A 17,935-nucleotide genomic window follows, 5' to 3' on the forward strand; every position below is an offset into this window, starting at 1 on the left:
TAAAAACCCCGGACTTGTCCGGGGTTTTTTTATGTGTGCGCACAACCGGACGGCTTCCGGGTCGTCGGCCGGGCGGCGTTGCTCCTCGCTTTTGATGCTCACGTAGTGGACTACGCTGCGCTCAAAAGCTGCGGGGCGCCTTGCCCGACCTTAGCCCCGAAACCCTCGACCGAGTAACGGCCACCTTCGCAAAGCAAGTATCACCTACCCACTGTAGGAGCGACTTCAGTCGCGATTGGCCGGGCCTGAAAGCGCAAAAACATCGCGGCTAAAGCCGCTCCCACAGTTTCAGGTCTCTGTAGGAGCGAGCTTGCTCGCGAATCTCTGCAAACGATGATCGCGACCGAGGTTTGCAGGGTTCGCCAGCAAGCTGGCTCCTACAAAAATGGGTGCTACCGGGCGATGTGCTGCTGATATACGCCCAACTGCTGCGTCTGCTCGGCATCGGGGTAAACCGCGCGCAGAAATTCGTGCAGTTCGGCCACGCTTCTTCGGTCGTCTTGTTGGCCGAGCTGTTTGGCCAGTTGCAGGGTCAGGGCGGGCAACTGCGGCGGGCGGTTGCGGGTTTGGATGAGTTTTCGCCAGGTCGATAGCGCACGCACGCCGTCCCGGGCTTGGAGCAGGCGTTGCAGCAGGTGCAGTTGCACGGCGGGGTGTTGCAGCAGGGCGAACTGCGCACTGTCGTCGGCCAGGCGTTGCAGTTGCGGCAGGTTGGCGGTGGCATGGGGCAGGGCGAAGAATTGTTTGAGCACGGCGCTGAGCAGCACTTTGTCTTCGCGGCTTTTGGCGACCGGATATAGGCGTTCAAGCAGTATCAGGCGATTGGGATAACGTGTAAGCAAATCGGGTCCGCGCGCGGCCGCCTGTTCCAGGTTGAATTGACCGATCAAGCTGTCGAGCGCCGCCACTTCGCGCTTGAACGGCGCGTCCGGGTCTTCCTTGTTGAGGTAAGCCTCGTCGACCTTCAGCTTGCCCACTTGCCGTGGCAACCACACGGCGAGGAACCCGGCGCCCATGCCGCCGAGGTGCGCGTAGTAGTTCACGTGGTCGTCAGCCAGCAGCACGCCGTAGAGTTCTTTGCCCATCCAGATCGGCAGAATCCACAATGCCGGCGCGCGGAAGTAGCCGAACATCGGCCCCAGCCAGTAGAAGAAGTTGATTCGCCGCAGCCCGTAAATACCCAGGTACATGCCCATCAATCCGGCGATGGCGCCGGACGCGCCAATACCCGTGGCCCATACCGGGTCCATGGCCCACCAGAGCAGGTGCGAAGCTAGGCCGCTCATTACGTACAAGCCCACGTAAACGGCTGGGCTTAGGGCGCGCTCCAGGGCGAAGCCGAAGATAAACAGGAACAACATGTTGCCCGCCAGGTGCCCGAAGTCGGCGTGTAGGAACATCGCGCCGAACAAACCTTGCACGGTGAACTTGGCTGGGATGAAGCCAAAGCGGTAGTTGCTCATGGTGTTGCGCGCGGCTTCGGCCCTGGCGCGGTCGGCTTGCCAGGCGGGATCGTCCTGATAGGCCGGCGTGTAGTGCAGGGTGTTTTCGAATTCGAGGTCGCCGAGGATCACTTGCGCCAGCTGCACGCGAGGCGCGGAGGTCAGCCATTTGCGCTGGTCGTCGTCGAGTTTATTGCGGCGGCTGAATGACTCAACGAACAGCGCCTTCTCGCGGTTGAGCAACCCGGCGTCCAGATATGCCTTCACCGCCACCTCTTGCCGCGCGCTGTCGCCGCTCTGGTAGCCGAAGTAAATCAGCACATTGAGCACGATCAGCAGCAGAGTAATGACGGGCGGTTTTTTCCAGTCCAGCGGGTGTTCGGCGGGGATGATGAGCACGGCGTCTTCCGATGACTTGATTGTTGGTCTCAGGCTCTCGACGCCGTATGGCCGGCGCCCGAAAGCCCGATGCGGTGCTAGCCGCGTTTGCTGTCGATCCGCACCAACCGCCCACCTTCGAAGCGCAGGAAATACATCATTCCGCCTTCACGCGGGCCGTACACCCACTCCTGGACTTCCACTTCGGTGCTGGTGATGCCCGTGCGGGTTTTCACGTACCCGATCACGCTGTTGCTCACCGGATCACCGCATTTGGTTTGCACTTCAATCGTACGGTCGCCTTCGCTCGCGATGCCTTTGGCGCAGCGTAGCGAGGCCTCGCTCTGGGTGGCGATAGCCAGTAACGGCAAACACAGTAAAAACAGTTTTTTCATGGCAGGGCTTCCTGTCCTGTTGGCTTGAGGGCGGCGACTAGCCGCCCCGTTTGGAGTCGATGCTCACCAGCCGATTACCTTCGAACCGCAGAAAGTAATACATGCCGTTGCGCGGGCCATAGGCCCACTCTTCCACCAGAACTTCGCTGCGTTCGCCGTAATAGCCGTACACCACTTTGTTGGCCACCACGTTGCGGGTCAGCGGTTCGCCGCATTTGCTTTGCACCTCGCCAGCGCGGTCGTCGAGGCTGATCAGGCCGCTTTCGCAGCGCAAGGTGGCCGAGGCGAATGCGTAGTTGCTAACGAGGAGGGCAAGGAGGGCGGCAGCGTTAAACGCGGAGGTTTTCACGGAAGGTGTCCGGTGGCGACGTAGGCAATAGGCTACACCCGTGTATCGGCACTGTCACACTGCCGATCGGCGCTGCACCCCCTGTTGCAAGGCGTGCAGCGCGACGGATTATTCGCTGTCGAGGTTAAGCGGCGAAGCTACCCGGCCGTTGCTTTCCGGTTCGCCCAGGCTGACGTCGACCATGTAGATGCGCTCGTCCGCCAGACCGCCTTTGCTCACCAGATAATGCTTGATGGTCGCCGCGCGGGCCTGGGCCAGCTTACGCAGTAACACCTCATTGTTGCTCCAGTGAGCTATCAGGTCGGCGCGCAATTTGGCCGAGCGTTCGTCGTCACTCAACTGCGCCCATTCAGCCGGCGGCTGCTTCTTCAGGCGAGTGCGATAGATGCCTTCAAGCATCGGCGCTTGCTCATCTTCCGGCACCTCAAGCAGGCCGGCTTTGGCGGGCACTTTGTCGCCACGGCGTTGCAGCATCTTGTAGTAGATGTACTGGTACTCGCGGTGCAAACGCTGTTCGGCCAGCAGCGGGCCGTCGGCTTTGGCGGCGCTCAGGCCTTCCACTTCCAGGCGCAGCAGCGGTCGTTCTTTCAACGCAGCAGACAGCGTGTTCAAGCCGCTTTCGGCGCTGCCATCAAGGCTGGCGCTGCCGGCGGCGAACTGCACGGTGCTGATGTCCACGTCCGAGCCGCCAGTAACCAAGCCGGCGATAAATTTGAACGGTGCCGATGCCGCGCGCAGCACCAGATTACGCAGGGTCTGCCACACAATCGGCATCACGCTGAATTGCGGATTGTTGAGATCGCCAGACACCGGCAATTCCAGCTGAATCTTGCCGCTGGTGTCTTTTAGCAGGGCCACCGCCAAGCGAATCGGCAGGTCCACCGCGTCCGGGCTGTCGACCTTCTCGCCCAGTTGCAGCTTCTCCACCACCAGCTTGTTCTCGGCGTTCAGCTGACCTTTTTCGATGCGGTAATGCAGGTCCAGATTGATCCGCCCTTTGCGGATGCGATAGCCCGCGAACTTGCCGGAGTAGGGCGTCAGCGTGGTCAGTTCGACGTGTTTGAAGCTGGTGGTCAGGTCCAACGCGTCAAGTGGTTCGAACGGGTTCAGGCTACCGACGATACTCACCGGCGCGTAGCGATCGACCTTGCCCTTGATATCCACATTGGCCGGTTGCGAGGTGCGGTTGTCGAGGGTGCCGATCTGGCCGTTGAGCTGCTGAATGGCGGTGCCGAAGTTGGGCGTCAGGCTGAAGTCGGCGAAGTTGGCCGAGCCGTTGTCGATGGCAATGCCGCCGATGTGAATGCCCAGCGGTTTGCCGGCCGGGGCCGGTTGTTTCTTCGCGGTGGTGCTTGGCGCGTCGGGTTGCTTGATCACCAGATCGCTGACGTTGGTGCTGCGGTCTTCGTTGATCATAAACCGCGCATAGGGCTGGGCCAGGCTGACTTTCTCGATGGAAAGCGCGTCGCCGTGTTTGTAGTTCAGGCCGTCCAGCGTGAGTTGTTTCCACTTCACAAAGTCGCGGCTTTTCAGGGTATCGAGGGTGTGCAGCTGGTTCACTTGCGCGCGGCCAGTGATGCTAAAGGCCAGCGGCTCGGTGCTTTTCAGGTCAACGGCCAGGTCGCTGCCCAGTAGGCCGCTACGCAGTTCGATGCGCACGAACGGGTCGAGGTAGGCCTGGGCCACGCGCAGGTCGATGTCTTGGGTGGTTACCTTCAGTTGCGCGTTAACCGGATTGAGGTTGACCTGCCCGGCGGCCGTGATCTTGCCTTGCTTGCCCACGCCCGTGTCGAGCTTGAGGGTGAAAGGCGAACCGTTGAGGCTGTCGAATTTTTGCAGGTCGAGGTTCAGCGGGCCGATGTCCAGCGCCACCGCTTCTTTCGGAACGCGGTCGGCCAGGTGGATGCGGTAACCGCGCAGTTGCGTGTCTTGCAACAGCACCTGCCACGGCTTTGGCGGCTCGCTGGAGGGCGGCACTTGCTTGGCGGCCACCACGTTCGGGTCGGTCGCTGGCGTGGGCGCTGGCGCTTCGGTGCCTTCCGGTTGCTCAACGGCGGCGGCCGGCGCGGGCTCGACTTTTTTGCTGACCGGTTTGCTGGCAAACAGCTTCTGCCAATCCAGCTCGCCGTCCTTTTCCCGCGTGGCCCAGGTTTCCAGATTCTGGCTGCGGATCTTGCCGATGGTGACCAGTTGTTTGGCCAGGTCCACCGAGGTTTCGCTGACTTCCAAACGCTCGAGATTGACCAGCGGGCGATTGTCGGTGGCTTTGATGGCGAAAGGTGCCACGGTGAGGGTGGCATTGGTGAGCAGCATCTTGGTGCCTTGGCTCAAATCCAACGTGTAATCGGTGCTCAGGCTCAGGGTGCCTTTCTCCAGCACCAACGGCACCGCGTCACGCACATAGGGCCAGAACGCCTGCATATTGCCGTCGGTGATCTTCAGCTGACCGCTGGAGGTGATGGGCGACAGGCTGACCTTGCCGGACCAGTCGACTTGCCCGCCGTACGGACCTTTGGCGAGCAGGGTCATTTCGGCGTTGTCTTCGGGCAGCGTACTCAGGTGCTTGAGCTCAAGGTTCATCGAGTCGTACACGAACTGCACGGGCTCGCTGGGGCGCAGATCGGCGAATTGCAACGCGCCTTCAATCAGTTGCAGACGGTCCAGGCGCAGCGGGAATGGCTTGGCGTCCGGGTCTTTGGCTGGCTCGGGGCTGGTGGGAAGTTTGAATAATTGGGTCAGATTTAGCGTGCCGTCTTTACTGAACTGCACGGCAGTTTGGGACTTTTCCAACTCAACGTCGGCCAGGTGCAGGGCGCCGGTCCATAGGCTGTCCAGTTGCAGGTTGGCGTACAGGCGTTGAAAGCCGATTTGGTCGGCGGCCGGTTCGCCGATGTGCAGGCCCCAGGCGCTGACTTCCAGGCTGAATGGGTTGAGCTCCAGACGCTCCAGTTTCGCCGGCACCGTGGCCATGGCCGCCAGTTGCTGGTTGGCGATACGCAGGGCAATGCCCGGCAAAATCAGAAAGCCGAGCAGGCTATATAAACCGACGGCAATCAGCAGGGCGCCAACGGCGCGTTTCAATCCTTTGGGCATGGCGACGCTTCAACTTTCCTGGCGAGAAGTGGCTTGGAGTATGGCACGGGCCTGCGGTTCGGCACGTGCGGCATGTTTCGTTTGTAGGACCGGAAAGCATCGCGGCTAAAGCCGCTCCCACGGTTCGCACACTCTGTAGGAGCGGCTTAAGCCGCGATGTTTTTAAAATTGCAAAATCAGTGTCTTCAGCGGCGGCTTACCATCGCTTGAAGGAAAGTCCGCAGCAGGCGGCATCACCTGCCAGTCGCGCACCGGCCGACCGGCTTTCTCGGCGCAACGCAGCACCTGCTCTCGCCAATCTTCCAGGGCAACCTTTGCCAGGTTGTTACAGCAGATCAGCACGCCGTCTTCGGCTGTAGTGAGAATCGCGGGCTTGAGCAGGCTTTGGTAATCGCGCAGCAAATCGACCGTACCAAACGCGCTTTTCGCCCAGGCCGGCGGATCGAGTAACACCAGGTCGTATTGGCGTTGTTCGAGGCGCGGGTAGCTCGGCAGTTTTTGCCCACGCCGCTGGCTGATCGGTAGGCCGGCGAGTTGGCGAATGGCGGGGAAATAATCGGACTGAATGAACTGCATCGGCGCCAGCGTCGGGTTGAGCGCGCCGTTTTCCTTGCCGACGGCCAGGTTGCCTTCGGCGAAATCCAGATTGCACACCTCGCTCGCCCCGCCTGCCGCCGCGCTAAGGCCGACGCCGCAGGTGTAGGCGAACAGGTTGAGCACGCTCTTGCCGGCGCTGTGGTCTTTTACCCAGCCGCGGGCGTTGCGCAGGTCGAGAAACAGCAGCGGGTCTTGCCCGGCGTGGCGGCCACGGACGCGGTAGTTCAGGCCCCATTCGTGACCCGCGCACGCTTCCAGCGCAGCGGGTTCTGCTGGGTAAACGGCGTCGCTGCGGTCGATGCGCGAGTTGCTGCCGGAACGGTCGTTGTAGACCAGCAGCAGGTCGAGGTTGAGTTCGCGACTGATCAATTCGTGGGCGGCCAGCAGTGTCTCGCGGTCCAGGGGATTGTGGAAGCTTTGAACCAGCAGTTGCGGACCGTAGCGGTCGATGGTCAGGCCGGATGCGCCTTCCTGACTGCCATGGAACAGGCGGTAGCAGTCGGTGCCTTGCCCGTGCAGCTCAGCGAGCAGGGCATGGCGGTTGACGAGAGCGGCGCGCAGCGCCTGATCGAGAGAAGACATGCGCCGCGGCTCGGGAAATTAAGGGCGCGCAGTTTACCAAGAAAGTCATGGGCAGATATCTGCACACCTGGATTCCCGCCTGCACGGGAATGACGGGAGTCTGTGTCCGATTAGTCGTCTCCCCCGCGAAGGCGGGGTCCAGGCGCGCAGATATCCGCCGTTGGGTTACTCGCGTTCCAGCGCCAACGCCACACCCTGCCCACCACCAATGCACAACGTGGCCAAGCCTTTCTTGGCGTCACGTTTGATCATTTCGTGCAGCAAGGTCACCAGCACGCGGCAGCCTGAGGCGCCGATGGGGTGGCCGATGGCGATGGCGCCGCCGTTGACGTTGACCTTGCTCGCATCCCAGCCCAGCTCTTTGCCGACCGACAACGCCTGCGCGGCGAAGGCTTCGTTGGCTTCGATCAGGTCGAGTTGGTCGAGCGTCCAGCCGGCTTTTTCCAGGCAGCGTTTGGTGGCCGAAACCGGGGCGATGCCCATGATGGCGGGGTCGACGCCGGCATTGGCGTAGGCGGCGATTTTTGCCAGTACGGGCAGGCCCAAAGCCTTGGCTTTGTCGGCGCTCATCAGAATCACGGCAGCGGCGCCGTCGTTGAGGCTGGAGGCGTTGCCGGCGGTCACGGTGCCGTCTTTTTTGAAAGCGGGTTTGAGTTTGCCCAGCGCTTCGGCGGTGGTGCCGGCGCGGGGTTGTTCGTCGGTGGCAAAAGCAACCGGGTCGCCCTTGCGCTGCGGAATCAGGATCGGCGTAATTTCGTCGCTGAAGCGCCCGCCTTGAATCGCGGCCACGGCTTTCTGTTGCGAGCCGGCGGCGAAGGCGTCTTGGGCTTCGCGAGTAATCTCGTATTTCTCCACCAGATTCTCGGCGGTGATGCCCATGTGGTAGTCGTTGAAGGCGTCCCACAGGCCGTCGGTGATCATGCTGTCTTTCACCTGCGCGTGGCCCATGCGCAAACCGGTGCGGGCGCCCGGCATTACGTACGGGGCCAGGCTCATGTTTTCCTGGCCGCCGGCGATGATCACGTCGGCATCGCCACAGCGGATGGCTTGGGCGCCGAGGTGCAGGGCTTTGAGGCCGGAGCCGCACACTTTGTTGAGCGTCAGTGCCGGAACGGCGACGGGCAAACCCGCCTTGATGGCGGCCTGACGCGCGGGGTTTTGCCCGGCACCGGCTGTGAGCACCTGGCCGAGGATTACTTCATCCACTTCGGTGCCATCCAGGCCGGTCTTTTCCAGCAGCGCGCGGATTACGGCAGCGCCCAAATCAACGGCGGGAATGTTCGCCAGCGAGCCTTGGAAACTGCCGACGGCGGTGCGGGTGGCGGCTACGATTACGACGTCTTGCATGGCGCGAATCCTCATGTGAGCAGGGCGCGGCCAGGCCGCGGCGGGCGGTTATGGTGGCATAGGCGGCAATGGCGCGGCCACCGGCTTGGCTGACTGGTGGGTCAGCGCAGAGGTGGCAAACCCATGCGCCGCCGGGCGCGCATCAAGGCGCTGCCGCGCACGGCCCACCGCAGCAATGGCGCACCGCGTTTGACGCCGCTGCGAATCAGCAGGCGTTGGCGTTCTGACAATTCGAGCCCCAGCATATCGGCGGCCCAACGCGGTAGCAGGTCGACACCGGCGCGCATCATCAGCGCCCCGAACGGCTTGGCGATGTGGCTGGGCGCCGGCGCGTTGAATAGCACGCGCATGATTTCCAGGCTGCGCTCATCGCAGCGTAATTGCGGACGAATCTGTTCCAAGTAATCGGCCGCTTCCTGGCAACTGCGCGGCACGTTTGTGGCGCCTAGTCGCTCGGCGATCAAGGCGATTTCGGCGTAGTAACGGTCTTGCTCGCTCACAGATAAATCCGGGTTGAAGTAGCGCAAATGGGCAGCCAGAAAGCTGCTCACTTCCGCCACGTGCACCCAGGTCAGTAACGCCGGATCGCTCGCTGCATACGGGCGGCCATCGGCGGCGGTGCCGGTCACTTGCAGGTGAATGGTGCGCACCTTGTCGATCAGCCAGTTGGCATCGCGGGTCGAGCCATAGGTGGTGCCGGAAATAAATTGCCCGGTGCGGCGCAGGCGACCGAGCAAGTCTTCGCGAAAGTTGGAGTGATCCCACACGCCGGCCAGCGCCAAGGGATGCAGCGCTTGCAACAGCAAGGCGCTGATGCCGCCGACCATCATGCTGGTGAAGTCACCGTGCACGCGCCAACACACGGCTTCCGGGCCGAATAGGCCGGGGTCGCCGGGCGGTTGTTCAAAGTCGATTTGGCCGAGCGCAAGGCCCGTCAGGCTGAAGATTTGTCGCTCGATGCGCTGGCGAATAAATTCCATGACTCACTTCATAAACGAACCCGGCACCGCGGTCGCGATGCCGGGGGACAGCGGGCTAACGGTTGAGGCGGTTGTCGATAAGGCTATCGACTACCGACGGGTCGGCCAGCGTTGAGGTGTCGCCCAGGCTGTCGAGTTCGTTGCAGGCGATCTTGCGCAGGATGCGGCGCATGATTTTGCCCGAACGGGTTTTCGGCAAGCCCGGTGCCCATTGCAGCAGTTCCGGTTTGGCGAAGCTGCCGATTTCCTTGCCGACCAGGGTCAGCAGTTCTTTCTGCAGCTCGTCGCTGACCTCGATGCCCTGCATCAGCGTCACAAACGCGTAAATGCCTTGGCCTTTAACGTCGTGGGGATAGCCGACCACTGCCGCTTCGGCCACGGCGTCGTGCAGCACCAAGGCGCTTTCTACTTCAGCGGTGCCGATGCGGTGGCCCGACACGTTGATCACGTCGTCGATACGCCCGGTAATCCAGTAGTCGCCGTCGGCATCGCGGCGCGCGCCGTCGCCGGCGAAGTAGTAACCGGGGTAGGGCTTGAAGTAGGTGTCGATCATGCGCTGGTGGTCGCCATACACGCTGCGGATCTGGCTGGGCCAACTGGCCTTGATCACCAGCACGCCTGAGCCGGGGCCGTCGATTTCCTTGCCGTGTTCATCCAGCAACGCCGGCTGCACGCCGAAGAACGGTTTGGTCGCCGCGCCCGGTTTCAACACGGTCGCACCCGGCAACGGCGTGAGCATGATGCCGCCGGTTTCGGTCTGCCACCAGGTATCGACGATGGGGCAGCGGCACTCGCCAACCACGTTGAAATACCATTCCCAGGCTTCCGGGTTGATCGGCTCGCCGACGCTGCCGAGCAGGCGCAAGCTGGCGCGCGAGGTCTTTTCCACAGGGCCGGTGCCTTCGCGCATCAAGGCGCGCAGGGCGGTGGGCGCGGTGTAGAAAATGTTCACCTCGTGCTTGTCGATGACCTGCCAGAAGCGCGAGCTGTCCGGGTAATTCGGCACGCCTTCAAACACCAGCGTGGTGGCGCCGTTGGCCAGCGGGCCGTAGACGATGTAGCTGTGGCCCGTAACCCAGCCGACGTCGGCGGTGCACCAATAGACGTCACCGTCGTGGTAGTCGAACACGTACTTGTGGGTCATGGCCGCCATGAGCAAGTAGCCGCCGGTGGTGTGCAGTACGCCTTTGGGTTTGCCGGTGGAGCCGGAGGTGTACAGGATGAACAGCGGGTCTTCGGCGTCCATCGGTTCTGGCGCGCATTCGCTGTCAGCGCCGCGCACGGCTTCGTGGTACCAGAGGTCGCGGCCGTCTTGCCATTGCACATCGCCTTCGGTGCGTTGCACCACGACGACGGTGGAAACGCCCGGGCAGCTTTCCAGGGCTTTATCCACGTTCTTCTTCAGCGGCACGTATTTACCGCCGCGCACGCCTTCGTCGGCGGTGATCACGGTGCGGCAATCGGCATCCAGAATGCGGTCGCGCAGGGCGTCGGGCGAGAAGCCGCCGAACACCACCGAATGCACCGCGCCGATGCGTGCGCAGGCGAGCATGGCGTAGGTGGCTTCCGGCACCATGGGCATGTAGATGCACACCCGGTCGCCTTTCTGCACGCCACGGCTTTTCAACACATTGGCCAGGCGGCAAACGTGGTGATGAAGTTTTTTGTAGGTGATATGCGCCGATTCGCTGGGGTTGTCGCCTTCCCAGATGATGGCCACCTGATCGCCGCGTTTTTCCAGGTGGCGGTCGATGCAGTTGTAGCTGACGTTGAGTTTGCCTTCCTTGAACCAGCTGGCGTGGCCGGTGGCCATGTCGCCGTGGTACACGCTGCGCCATGGTTGAAACCAGTCGAGAAAGGCTTTGGCCTGTTCGCCCCAGAACTGCTCGGGCTGCTCGATGGATTGCTTGTACAGGCGCTGGTAGCCCTCGTTGTCGAGCAGCGCGCGCTCACGCACGGCATCGGCAACCGGGTGGTCGGAGATCTTGAACATGGCGGAGTCCTTGTTTTTGTTGACCGCTAGTTTTGACCGCAGGATGTAGGAAAGCGTGAAGCTAAAGATAGACCGTAAGGGGTGCACTGGCGACGATGAAAGGTACAACCCCTCGAAATGCGGGCGTTTGCAGGAATCGCGGCTAAAGCCGCTCCCACAGATCGCTGAACCCCTGTGGGAGCGGCTTCAGCCGCGATGCTCTTATTCTGCACCCACAAAAAAAGCCGGCCTGTGTAAGCAGGCCGGCTTTGTGTTCTCGCTAACCCATCACCCGCGGTGACGGCCGCGGAAGTAATCGATCAGACCTTGAGTGGACGCATCCTCAGCCGGCTGTTCGTTACCGCCGGTAAGACGCTGGTACACGCCCTTGCCCAATTCCTTGCCCAGTTCCACGCCCCACTGGTCGAAGGCGTTGATGCCCCAGACCACGCTCTGCACAAACACCTTGTGTTCATACAGCGCTACCAGGCCGCCGAGGCGGCGAGGGCTGATGCGTTCCATGGCCAAGGTGTTGCTCGGGCGGTTGCCCGGAATGACTTTGTGGGGCGCCAGGCGCTGCACTTCTTCTTCCGGCAAGCCTTTGCTGCGCAGTTCGACTTCGGCTTCGTCGCGGGTTTTACCCAGCATCAGCGCCTGGCTCTGTGACAGGCAGTTGGCGTACAGCCATTGGTGGTGGTCGGCCACCGGGTTGTAGCTGACCACCGGCACGATAAAGTCGGCCGGAATCAGTTGGGTGCCTTGGTGCAGCAACTGGTGGTAGGCGTGCTGACCGTTACAGCCAACGCCACCCCAGATCACCGGGCCGGTGTCGCAGGTAGCGGCGCTGCCGTCCTGGCGCACGCTCTTGCCGTTGGATTCCATGTCCAACTGCTGCAAGTGCTTGGTGATGTTGCGCAGGTAATGGTCGTACGGAAGGATCGCGTGGCTTTGCGCGCTCCAGAAGTTGCCGTACCACACGCCGAGCAGGGCCAGCAGCACCGGCATGTTGCGTTCGAACGGCGCGGTCTGGAAGTGCTGGTCCATGCTATAGGCGCCGGAGAGCAGTTCCTTGAAGTTGGACATGCCGATGGCCAGCGCGATAGGCAAACCGATGGCGGACCACAGCGAGTAACGCCCACCGACCCAATCCCACATCGGGAAAATGTTTTCTTCGCGAATACCAAAGGCCACGGCGGCCTCACGGTTGCTGGAAACGGCGATGAAGTGTTTGTACAGATCGCCCTCCGAACCGCCTTGCGCCAGGTACCAGCTGCGTGCGGCCTGGGCGTTTTTCAGGGTTTCAAGGGTGTTGAACGATTTCGACGAGACGATAAACAGCGTGGTTTCGGCCTTCAGGCCATCGGACAGCTCGTGGAATTCACTGCCGTCGATGTTCGCCAGGTAGTGGCAGCGCACGCCTTGCTGGGCGTAGGGCAGCAGCGCTTCGGACACCAGTTGCGGGCCGAGGAACGAGCCGCCGATGCCGATGTTGACCACGTCGGTGATCGGCTTTTCGGTGTAACCGCGCCACAGGCCGTTATGAATGCGGGTGACCAGCTCGGTCATCTGGTTCAGCACGCGGTGCACGTCGGGCATCACGTTGGCGCCGTTGACCATCAGGCGCTCGCCAACCGGGCGACGCAGGGCGGTGTGCAGGGCCGGGCGGCCTTCCGAGGCGTTTACCAGGGTGCCGTCGAACAGCTGCTCAATCGCTTCTTTAAGCCCGACTTCTTCAGCCAGGGCGACGAGCAGGTCGCGGGTTTCGGTGGTGATCAGGTTTTTCGAGTAATCCAGAAACAGACCGCAGCTGCTCAGCGAGAATTCGGCGAAGCGCTTGTCATCGGAGTTGAAGGCTTCGCGCATGCTGAAGTTCTGCATGGCTTCGCGATGCTGGCGCAGTGCCTGCCAGGCCGGCAAGGTTGTAACGTCGTGAGGGTGTTGGTAGTACGCCATAGCCTGCAAATTCCTTTCTGACTAATCGTGAGAAACCTATGACCATTAAAAAGCCCGGACGGCTCCGGGCTTTTTCTTAGGGGCGTTACGGGGTTTAGCGGTTTTCATGCCAACCCCCGATCAGCGTCCGTAAACCGGGCTCCAGCGCGGAAAACAGGACGCATCATAGCCCCTGTGCTTACGCAACTTGTACCGGTATGGCATCGCTGGTGTGACTGAGTTCATTGCCCGGCGCCATATACAGCATGCGCGGTTTGAAATTCACCAGCTCGGCCTCGCTGTAGTGGGCGTAGGCGCAAATGATGACGCGGTGGCCGACATGGGCTTTGTGCGCGGCCGCGCCGTTGACCGAGATGATGCGCGAGCCTTCTTCGCCACGGATGGCGTAAGTGGTGAAGCGCTCACCGTTGTCGACGTTGTAAATCTGAATTTGCTCGTACTCGCGAATGCCGGCCAGGTCGAGCCACTCGCCGTCAATGGCGCATGAGCCTTCGTAATCGAGAACGGCGTGGGTCACTTCGGCGCGGTGCAGTTTGGCCTTGAGCATGATGGCGTGCATGGCGTGCTTCCTTTAAAGAGCCTCGGCAGGCTAAACAACGGCGCCTTTTGTTGTTGGAAGGGCGCCGGGGGTTAATAAGCGGTACGGGATGGGTCAGGCGCTTTCGGGCAACTCGAACACGACGTTGTCGATCAGGCGCGTGGTGCCAACGAATACGGCGACCAAAATGGCCAAGTGGCGATCGTCTTTAGTGGCCGGGCGCAGGTTGTCGGAGCGGCGCACTTCCAGGTAATCCATACGGAAACCGGCTGCTTCCAGCTGCTTCTGGCCTTGCTCGATCAGCGGGGCGAAATCGCGGGCGCCGGCTTTGATGGCGGTGGCCATTTGTTGCAGACATTGGTAGATGGCCGGAACGGCGGCGCGCTGGGTGTCGTCCAGATAACCGTTGCGTGAAGACAGCGCCAGGCCGTCTTCGGCGCGTACGGTGGGCTCGCCAATAATCTGGATGGGCATGTTCAGGTCGCGCACCAAGGTGCGGATCACGGCCAGTTGCTGGTAGTCCTTCTGGCCAAAGATGGCGATGTCCGGCTGCACCATCTGGAACAATTTGGTCACCACGGTCGACACACCATCGAAGTGCCCAGGGCGGCTGCCGCCACACAAGCCTTCGGAAACGCCGGACACATGCACGATGGTCTGCGCTGCCATGCCGTCGGGGTACATCTCTTCAACGCTTGGCGCGAACAGCAGTTGGCAGCCGGCTTGAATCAGGCGTTCTTTGTCGGCGGCGAGGGTGCGCGGGTAGTTTTCCAGGTCTTCCTTAGGCCCGAACTGCAACGGGTTAACGAAGATGCTGGCAACCACGAAGTCGACGCGCTGGGCGGCTTTTTCTACCAGCTTGGCGTGGCCGTCGTGCAGATTGCCCATGGTCGGCACCAGGCCGACGTCTTTGCCCTCGGCACGCGCTTGAGCAACAGCGGCGCGTAGTTCGCGGACGGTGGTAACCGTGTTCATGCAGAGAATCCGTGTTCAGCGGCAGGGAATGACGAATCTTTGACCGCCGCGACATAGGCGCGAATGGCGCCGTCGATGCTGGTCTGGTCTTGCATAAAGTTCTTCACGAACTTGGGCGTGCGGCCGGTGAGCGACAGGCCGAGCATGTCGTGCAGCACCAGAACCTGGCCGTCGGTGGCGTTACCGGCACCGATGCCAATGACCGGAATTTTTACCGCTTCGGTGATTTCGGCGGCCAGTTCGCTCGGTACGCATTCCAGCAGCAGCATGGCGGCGCCAGCTTGTTCCAGGGCGATGGCGTCGCTGCGCAGTTGGCGCGCCTGAGCTTCGCTGCGACCTTGCACTTTATAACCACCGAGCACGTTGACCGACTGCGGCGTCAGGCCCATGTGCATGCACACTGGCACGCCATTCTCAGCCAGGCGGCGCACGGTTTCAGCGAGGAAGCCGCCGCCTTCGAGCTTGACCATATGGGCGCCGGCTTGCATCAGCGCGCCGCTGTTGACCAGCGCTTGTTCAAGCGTGGCGTAGGCCATGAAGGGCAGGTCGGTAACGATGAGCGCACCGCTATTACCGCGTTTCACGCAGGCGGTGTGGTAAGCCATATCCGCAACGCTGACCGGCAGGGTGCTGTCATGGCCTTGCACAACCATGCCGAGGGAATCGCCCACCAGCAACACCTCGACGCCGGCCTTCGCGGCAACGGAGGCGAAGGTGGCATCGTAGGCAGTGAGCATGACGATTTTTTCGCCTTTTTGATTCAGCTCTTGCAGGGTGCTCAGGGTAACGTCAGGCATCATATTGGTCCTCTTAGCGCCTCGCGCGCACCGGCGCGGGGCAACGGGACGCCTATAGTCGTGATGCGAAAGGGCGAAGTCAATTGCAGGTGTTACCGACTTGTTACTGGCGTTACCGCCAATGCGGGGCTTGTAGTTTTACTACCTGAGCCCAGCAACGGCGGCGGTTACAGCGAGGCAGGCAGTTTTTCCAGGCCCTCGAAGGGGCAGGCCAGCAGTAGGTCGCTGAGGCGGCGACCATCGGCCAGGGTCAGTTCGGGGGCCAGTTCGGCGAGCGGGTAGAGGACGAACGGCCGGGCATGCATGTGGTAATGCGGCACCTGCAAACGGGGTTCATCAAGCACGAGTTTGCCAAAGGCGAGAATGTCCAGATCGAGGGTTCGCGGACCCCAGCGTTCGGCTTTGCGTTCGCGGCCCTGTTCCAGTTCGATGGCTTGCAACGCATCGAGCAGTGACAGGGGCCTGAGGGAAGTGTCCAGCGCTGCGACGGCATTGACGTAACGGGGCTGGTCGGCGGGGCCGAGCGGGTCGCTGCTATAGAAGGAAGAGCAATTCACCAACTGGGTATCGGGCAACTGCGCCAGCGCCGCGAGGGCGCCGCGCAATTGGTCCAGCGGTTCGGCCAGGTTGCTACCGAGGCCGATATACACCCGCTCCATCAGTCTTGCGCCGGGCTCGGGGCGGCGCCGCGTTTGCGACTGCTACCGCTGCGACGACGTTTGCGCGGTGCAGTGCTGGTGTCTTCACCAGTGGCGGCGAGGTCGCGAATCATCTGGCGGCGTTCGCTGTCAGTGCAATCCTGGTAATCGGTCCACCAGTCGCCCAGGCCATTGGTTTTCTCGCCGGCGCTCTCGCGCAGCAGCAGGAAATCGTAGCCGGCGCGGAAACGTGGGTTTTCCAGCAACAGGTCGGCACGCTTGCCGCTGCGCCGTGGCAGGCGCTCCTGCATGTCCCAGATTTCGCGAATCGGAATGGTGAAACGCTTGGGCACGGCGATGCGTTGGCATTGCTCGGCGATCAGTTCGTGAGCCGCTTCTTGCATCGCCGGAATCGGCGGCATGCCACGGTCTTGCAGCTTGATCACGCGGGCCGGCAGCGCCGGCCAGAGCAGGGCGGCGAACAGGAAGGCCGGGGTTACCGGCTTGCCGTCTTCAATGCGCTGATCGGTGTTGATCAAGGCCTGGCTGATCAGGTTGTACGTGTATTCCGGGCTCGCCTTGAGTGCGGCGGCACTGGCCGGGAACAACGGCTCGAACAGGTCGTACTCCAGCAGCAGCTCGAACACGTGCTCGGCGTAACCGGAGAGGAACAGTTTGAGCACTTCATCAAACAGGCGCGCCGAGGGAATGTCCCGCAGCATTTTTGCCAGACGCGGAATCGGCTCGGCGCTGTGGCTTTCGATATCGAAGTCGAGCTTGGCGGCAAAGCGCACCGCACGCAGCATGCGCACCGGGTCTTCGAGGTAACGCTTTTCCGGGTCGCCAATTAGGCGCACCTGACGGTTACGGATGTCGTGCATGCCACGGGCGTAATCGAGAATGCGCTCGCCGGTTACATCGAAATACAGGGCGTTGATGGTGAAGTCGCGGCGCTGGGCGTCGTCTTCCAGGCTGCCATACACGTTGTCGCGCAGAATGCGGCCGCTCTCGTGGCGAGAAGACTGATTGCTGTCTTCCTCTTCTTCGCTGACGGGGTGATTGGCGCGGAAGGTGGCCACTTCGATGATTTCGCGACCGAAGTGCACATGAACCAACTTGAAGCGGCGGCCGATGACCCGGGCGTTGCGGAACTCAGCACGCACTTGCTCGGGGGTGGCGCTGGTGGCGACGTCGAAGTCTTTTGGCTCGATATCCAACAGCAGGTCGCGCACGCAACCGCCAACCAGGTAGGCCTGGTAACCGGCGTTCTGCAGGCGCTCAACGATGCTTACCGCATAGCGACTGATGTGCGCGCGGCGCAACGGATGCTGGTGACTGGTCACCACTTCGGGGGTGCTGCGCGGGTGCTGCTTGGCGCGGCGCAATGGGGAGCGTAGGGACTGGAACAGCTTTTTCAGCATGGGATGCACTGTTTGACGGAATGACCGGCCAGAAAAGGAAATGACCGCATGAAGGCTGCGGATTCTAGCATTGTGTCGGGGAATGGTGTAGGACGCCGCGAGGTTGGGCGTAAAGCGCGATATAGAAGGGGAGAAGCGAGAGGGTGGTAGCGAAAGCTACTGGGGGAGCCGAGGCTCCCCCCAAGTAGGTGCGTGCTTTGTTTTTATTATTATGTCGGGCTTGTTGTTTTTGTTTGTTGACCCGTTCCGTCGGCCTAGTGGCTTTCAGGAAAAACCTCCAATGTGGAGGTTAATAGCAAACGGATTGCTTTGGATGCTGATGTAGCCATGATCATTCGATCCAACCAGTTCGGGCTCTGCCTGAAAGCAGTCTTGTTATTCTCAGCCTGGTCGCGGGGCGAACCCCAAAAGCCATTCCTCTCCAAAAGAATCAGTTAGCTGCGCCTCCCGCGATTTTGTTTTTATTGTGCTGGAGTCG

Annotated in this window: 14 protein-coding genes; all 14 read right to left on the reverse strand. The window is 61.6% G+C overall.

Annotated features, from left to right (window positions below):
- Positions 1–392: 392 nt before the first annotated feature.
- Positions 393–1,841: a rhomboid family intramembrane serine protease gene (locus ACZZZP_RS02395; protein ID WP_463381680.1), complete on the reverse strand. Its 1,449-nt coding sequence runs from the start codon at positions 1,839–1,841 to the stop codon at positions 393–395.
- 77 nt (positions 1,842–1,918) lie between these two features.
- On the reverse strand, positions 1,919–2,215 hold the full coding sequence (locus ACZZZP_RS02400; protein ID WP_122493055.1) for a DUF2845 domain-containing protein: 297 nt from the start codon (positions 2,213–2,215) through the stop codon (positions 1,919–1,921).
- A 37-nt stretch (positions 2,216–2,252) separates the two neighbouring features.
- Positions 2,253–2,564 carry a DUF2845 domain-containing protein gene (locus ACZZZP_RS02405; RefSeq protein ID WP_463381681.1) on the reverse strand — a complete coding sequence of 104 codons (312 nt, stop codon included), beginning with the start codon at positions 2,562–2,564 and terminating at the stop codon, positions 2,253–2,255.
- 108 nt (positions 2,565–2,672) lie between these two features.
- Entirely contained in the window at positions 2,673–5,657 is a 2,985-nt protein-coding gene (locus ACZZZP_RS02410) for a DUF748 domain-containing protein (RefSeq protein ID WP_463381682.1), read from the reverse strand.
- A 162-nt stretch (positions 5,658–5,819) separates the two neighbouring features.
- Positions 5,820–6,836 carry a class I SAM-dependent rRNA methyltransferase gene (locus ACZZZP_RS02415; protein ID WP_463381683.1) on the reverse strand — a complete coding sequence of 339 codons (1,017 nt, stop codon included), beginning with the start codon at positions 6,834–6,836 and terminating at the stop codon, positions 5,820–5,822.
- A 165-nt stretch (positions 6,837–7,001) separates the two neighbouring features.
- A complete protein-coding gene (locus ACZZZP_RS02420; RefSeq protein WP_463381684.1) occupies positions 7,002–8,183 on the reverse strand; it encodes an acetyl-CoA C-acetyltransferase in 1,182 nt (393 codons plus the stop codon).
- 101 nt (positions 8,184–8,284) lie between these two features.
- Positions 8,285–9,163 (reverse strand): oxygenase MpaB family protein, encoded by an 879-nt coding sequence (locus ACZZZP_RS02425; protein WP_463381685.1) that lies wholly within the window; start codon positions 9,161–9,163, stop codon positions 8,285–8,287.
- A gap of 55 nt (positions 9,164–9,218) precedes the next feature.
- A complete protein-coding gene (gene acs / locus ACZZZP_RS02430) occupies positions 9,219–11,156 on the reverse strand; it encodes an acetate--CoA ligase (protein ID WP_463536228.1) in 1,938 nt (645 codons plus the stop codon).
- Between the two features lie 267 nt (positions 11,157–11,423).
- A complete protein-coding gene (gene pgi / locus ACZZZP_RS02435) occupies positions 11,424–13,088 on the reverse strand; it encodes a glucose-6-phosphate isomerase (protein ID WP_463381686.1) in 1,665 nt (554 codons plus the stop codon).
- A 178-nt stretch (positions 13,089–13,266) separates the two neighbouring features.
- The gene (panD, locus tag ACZZZP_RS02440; RefSeq protein ID WP_122454067.1) at positions 13,267–13,647 is read right to left on the reverse strand and encodes an aspartate 1-decarboxylase; all 381 of its coding nucleotides are present in this window, start codon (positions 13,645–13,647) and stop codon (positions 13,267–13,269) included.
- 93 nt (positions 13,648–13,740) lie between these two features.
- Complete coding sequence (gene panC, locus ACZZZP_RS02445; protein WP_463381687.1) at positions 13,741–14,601, reverse strand: pantoate--beta-alanine ligase; 861 nt, start codon at positions 14,599–14,601, stop codon at positions 13,741–13,743.
- Positions 14,598–15,398, reverse strand: coding sequence for a 3-methyl-2-oxobutanoate hydroxymethyltransferase (gene panB / locus ACZZZP_RS02450; protein ID WP_122493146.1), 801 nt, complete (start codon positions 15,396–15,398; stop codon positions 14,598–14,600). Before panB ends, panC begins: the two co-directional genes overlap by 4 nt.
- Before the next feature lie 167 nt (positions 15,399–15,565).
- Positions 15,566–16,057, reverse strand: coding sequence for a 2-amino-4-hydroxy-6-hydroxymethyldihydropteridine diphosphokinase (gene folK, locus ACZZZP_RS02455; RefSeq protein WP_463381688.1), 492 nt, complete (start codon positions 16,055–16,057; stop codon positions 15,566–15,568).
- A complete protein-coding gene (locus tag ACZZZP_RS02460) occupies positions 16,057–17,457 on the reverse strand; it encodes a polynucleotide adenylyltransferase PcnB (RefSeq protein ID WP_122454070.1) in 1,401 nt (466 codons plus the stop codon). Before ACZZZP_RS02460 ends, folK begins: the two co-directional genes overlap by 1 nt.
- Positions 17,458–17,935 lie beyond the last annotated feature (478 nt).

Source organism: Pseudomonas sp. AC211, assembly GCF_979258055.1.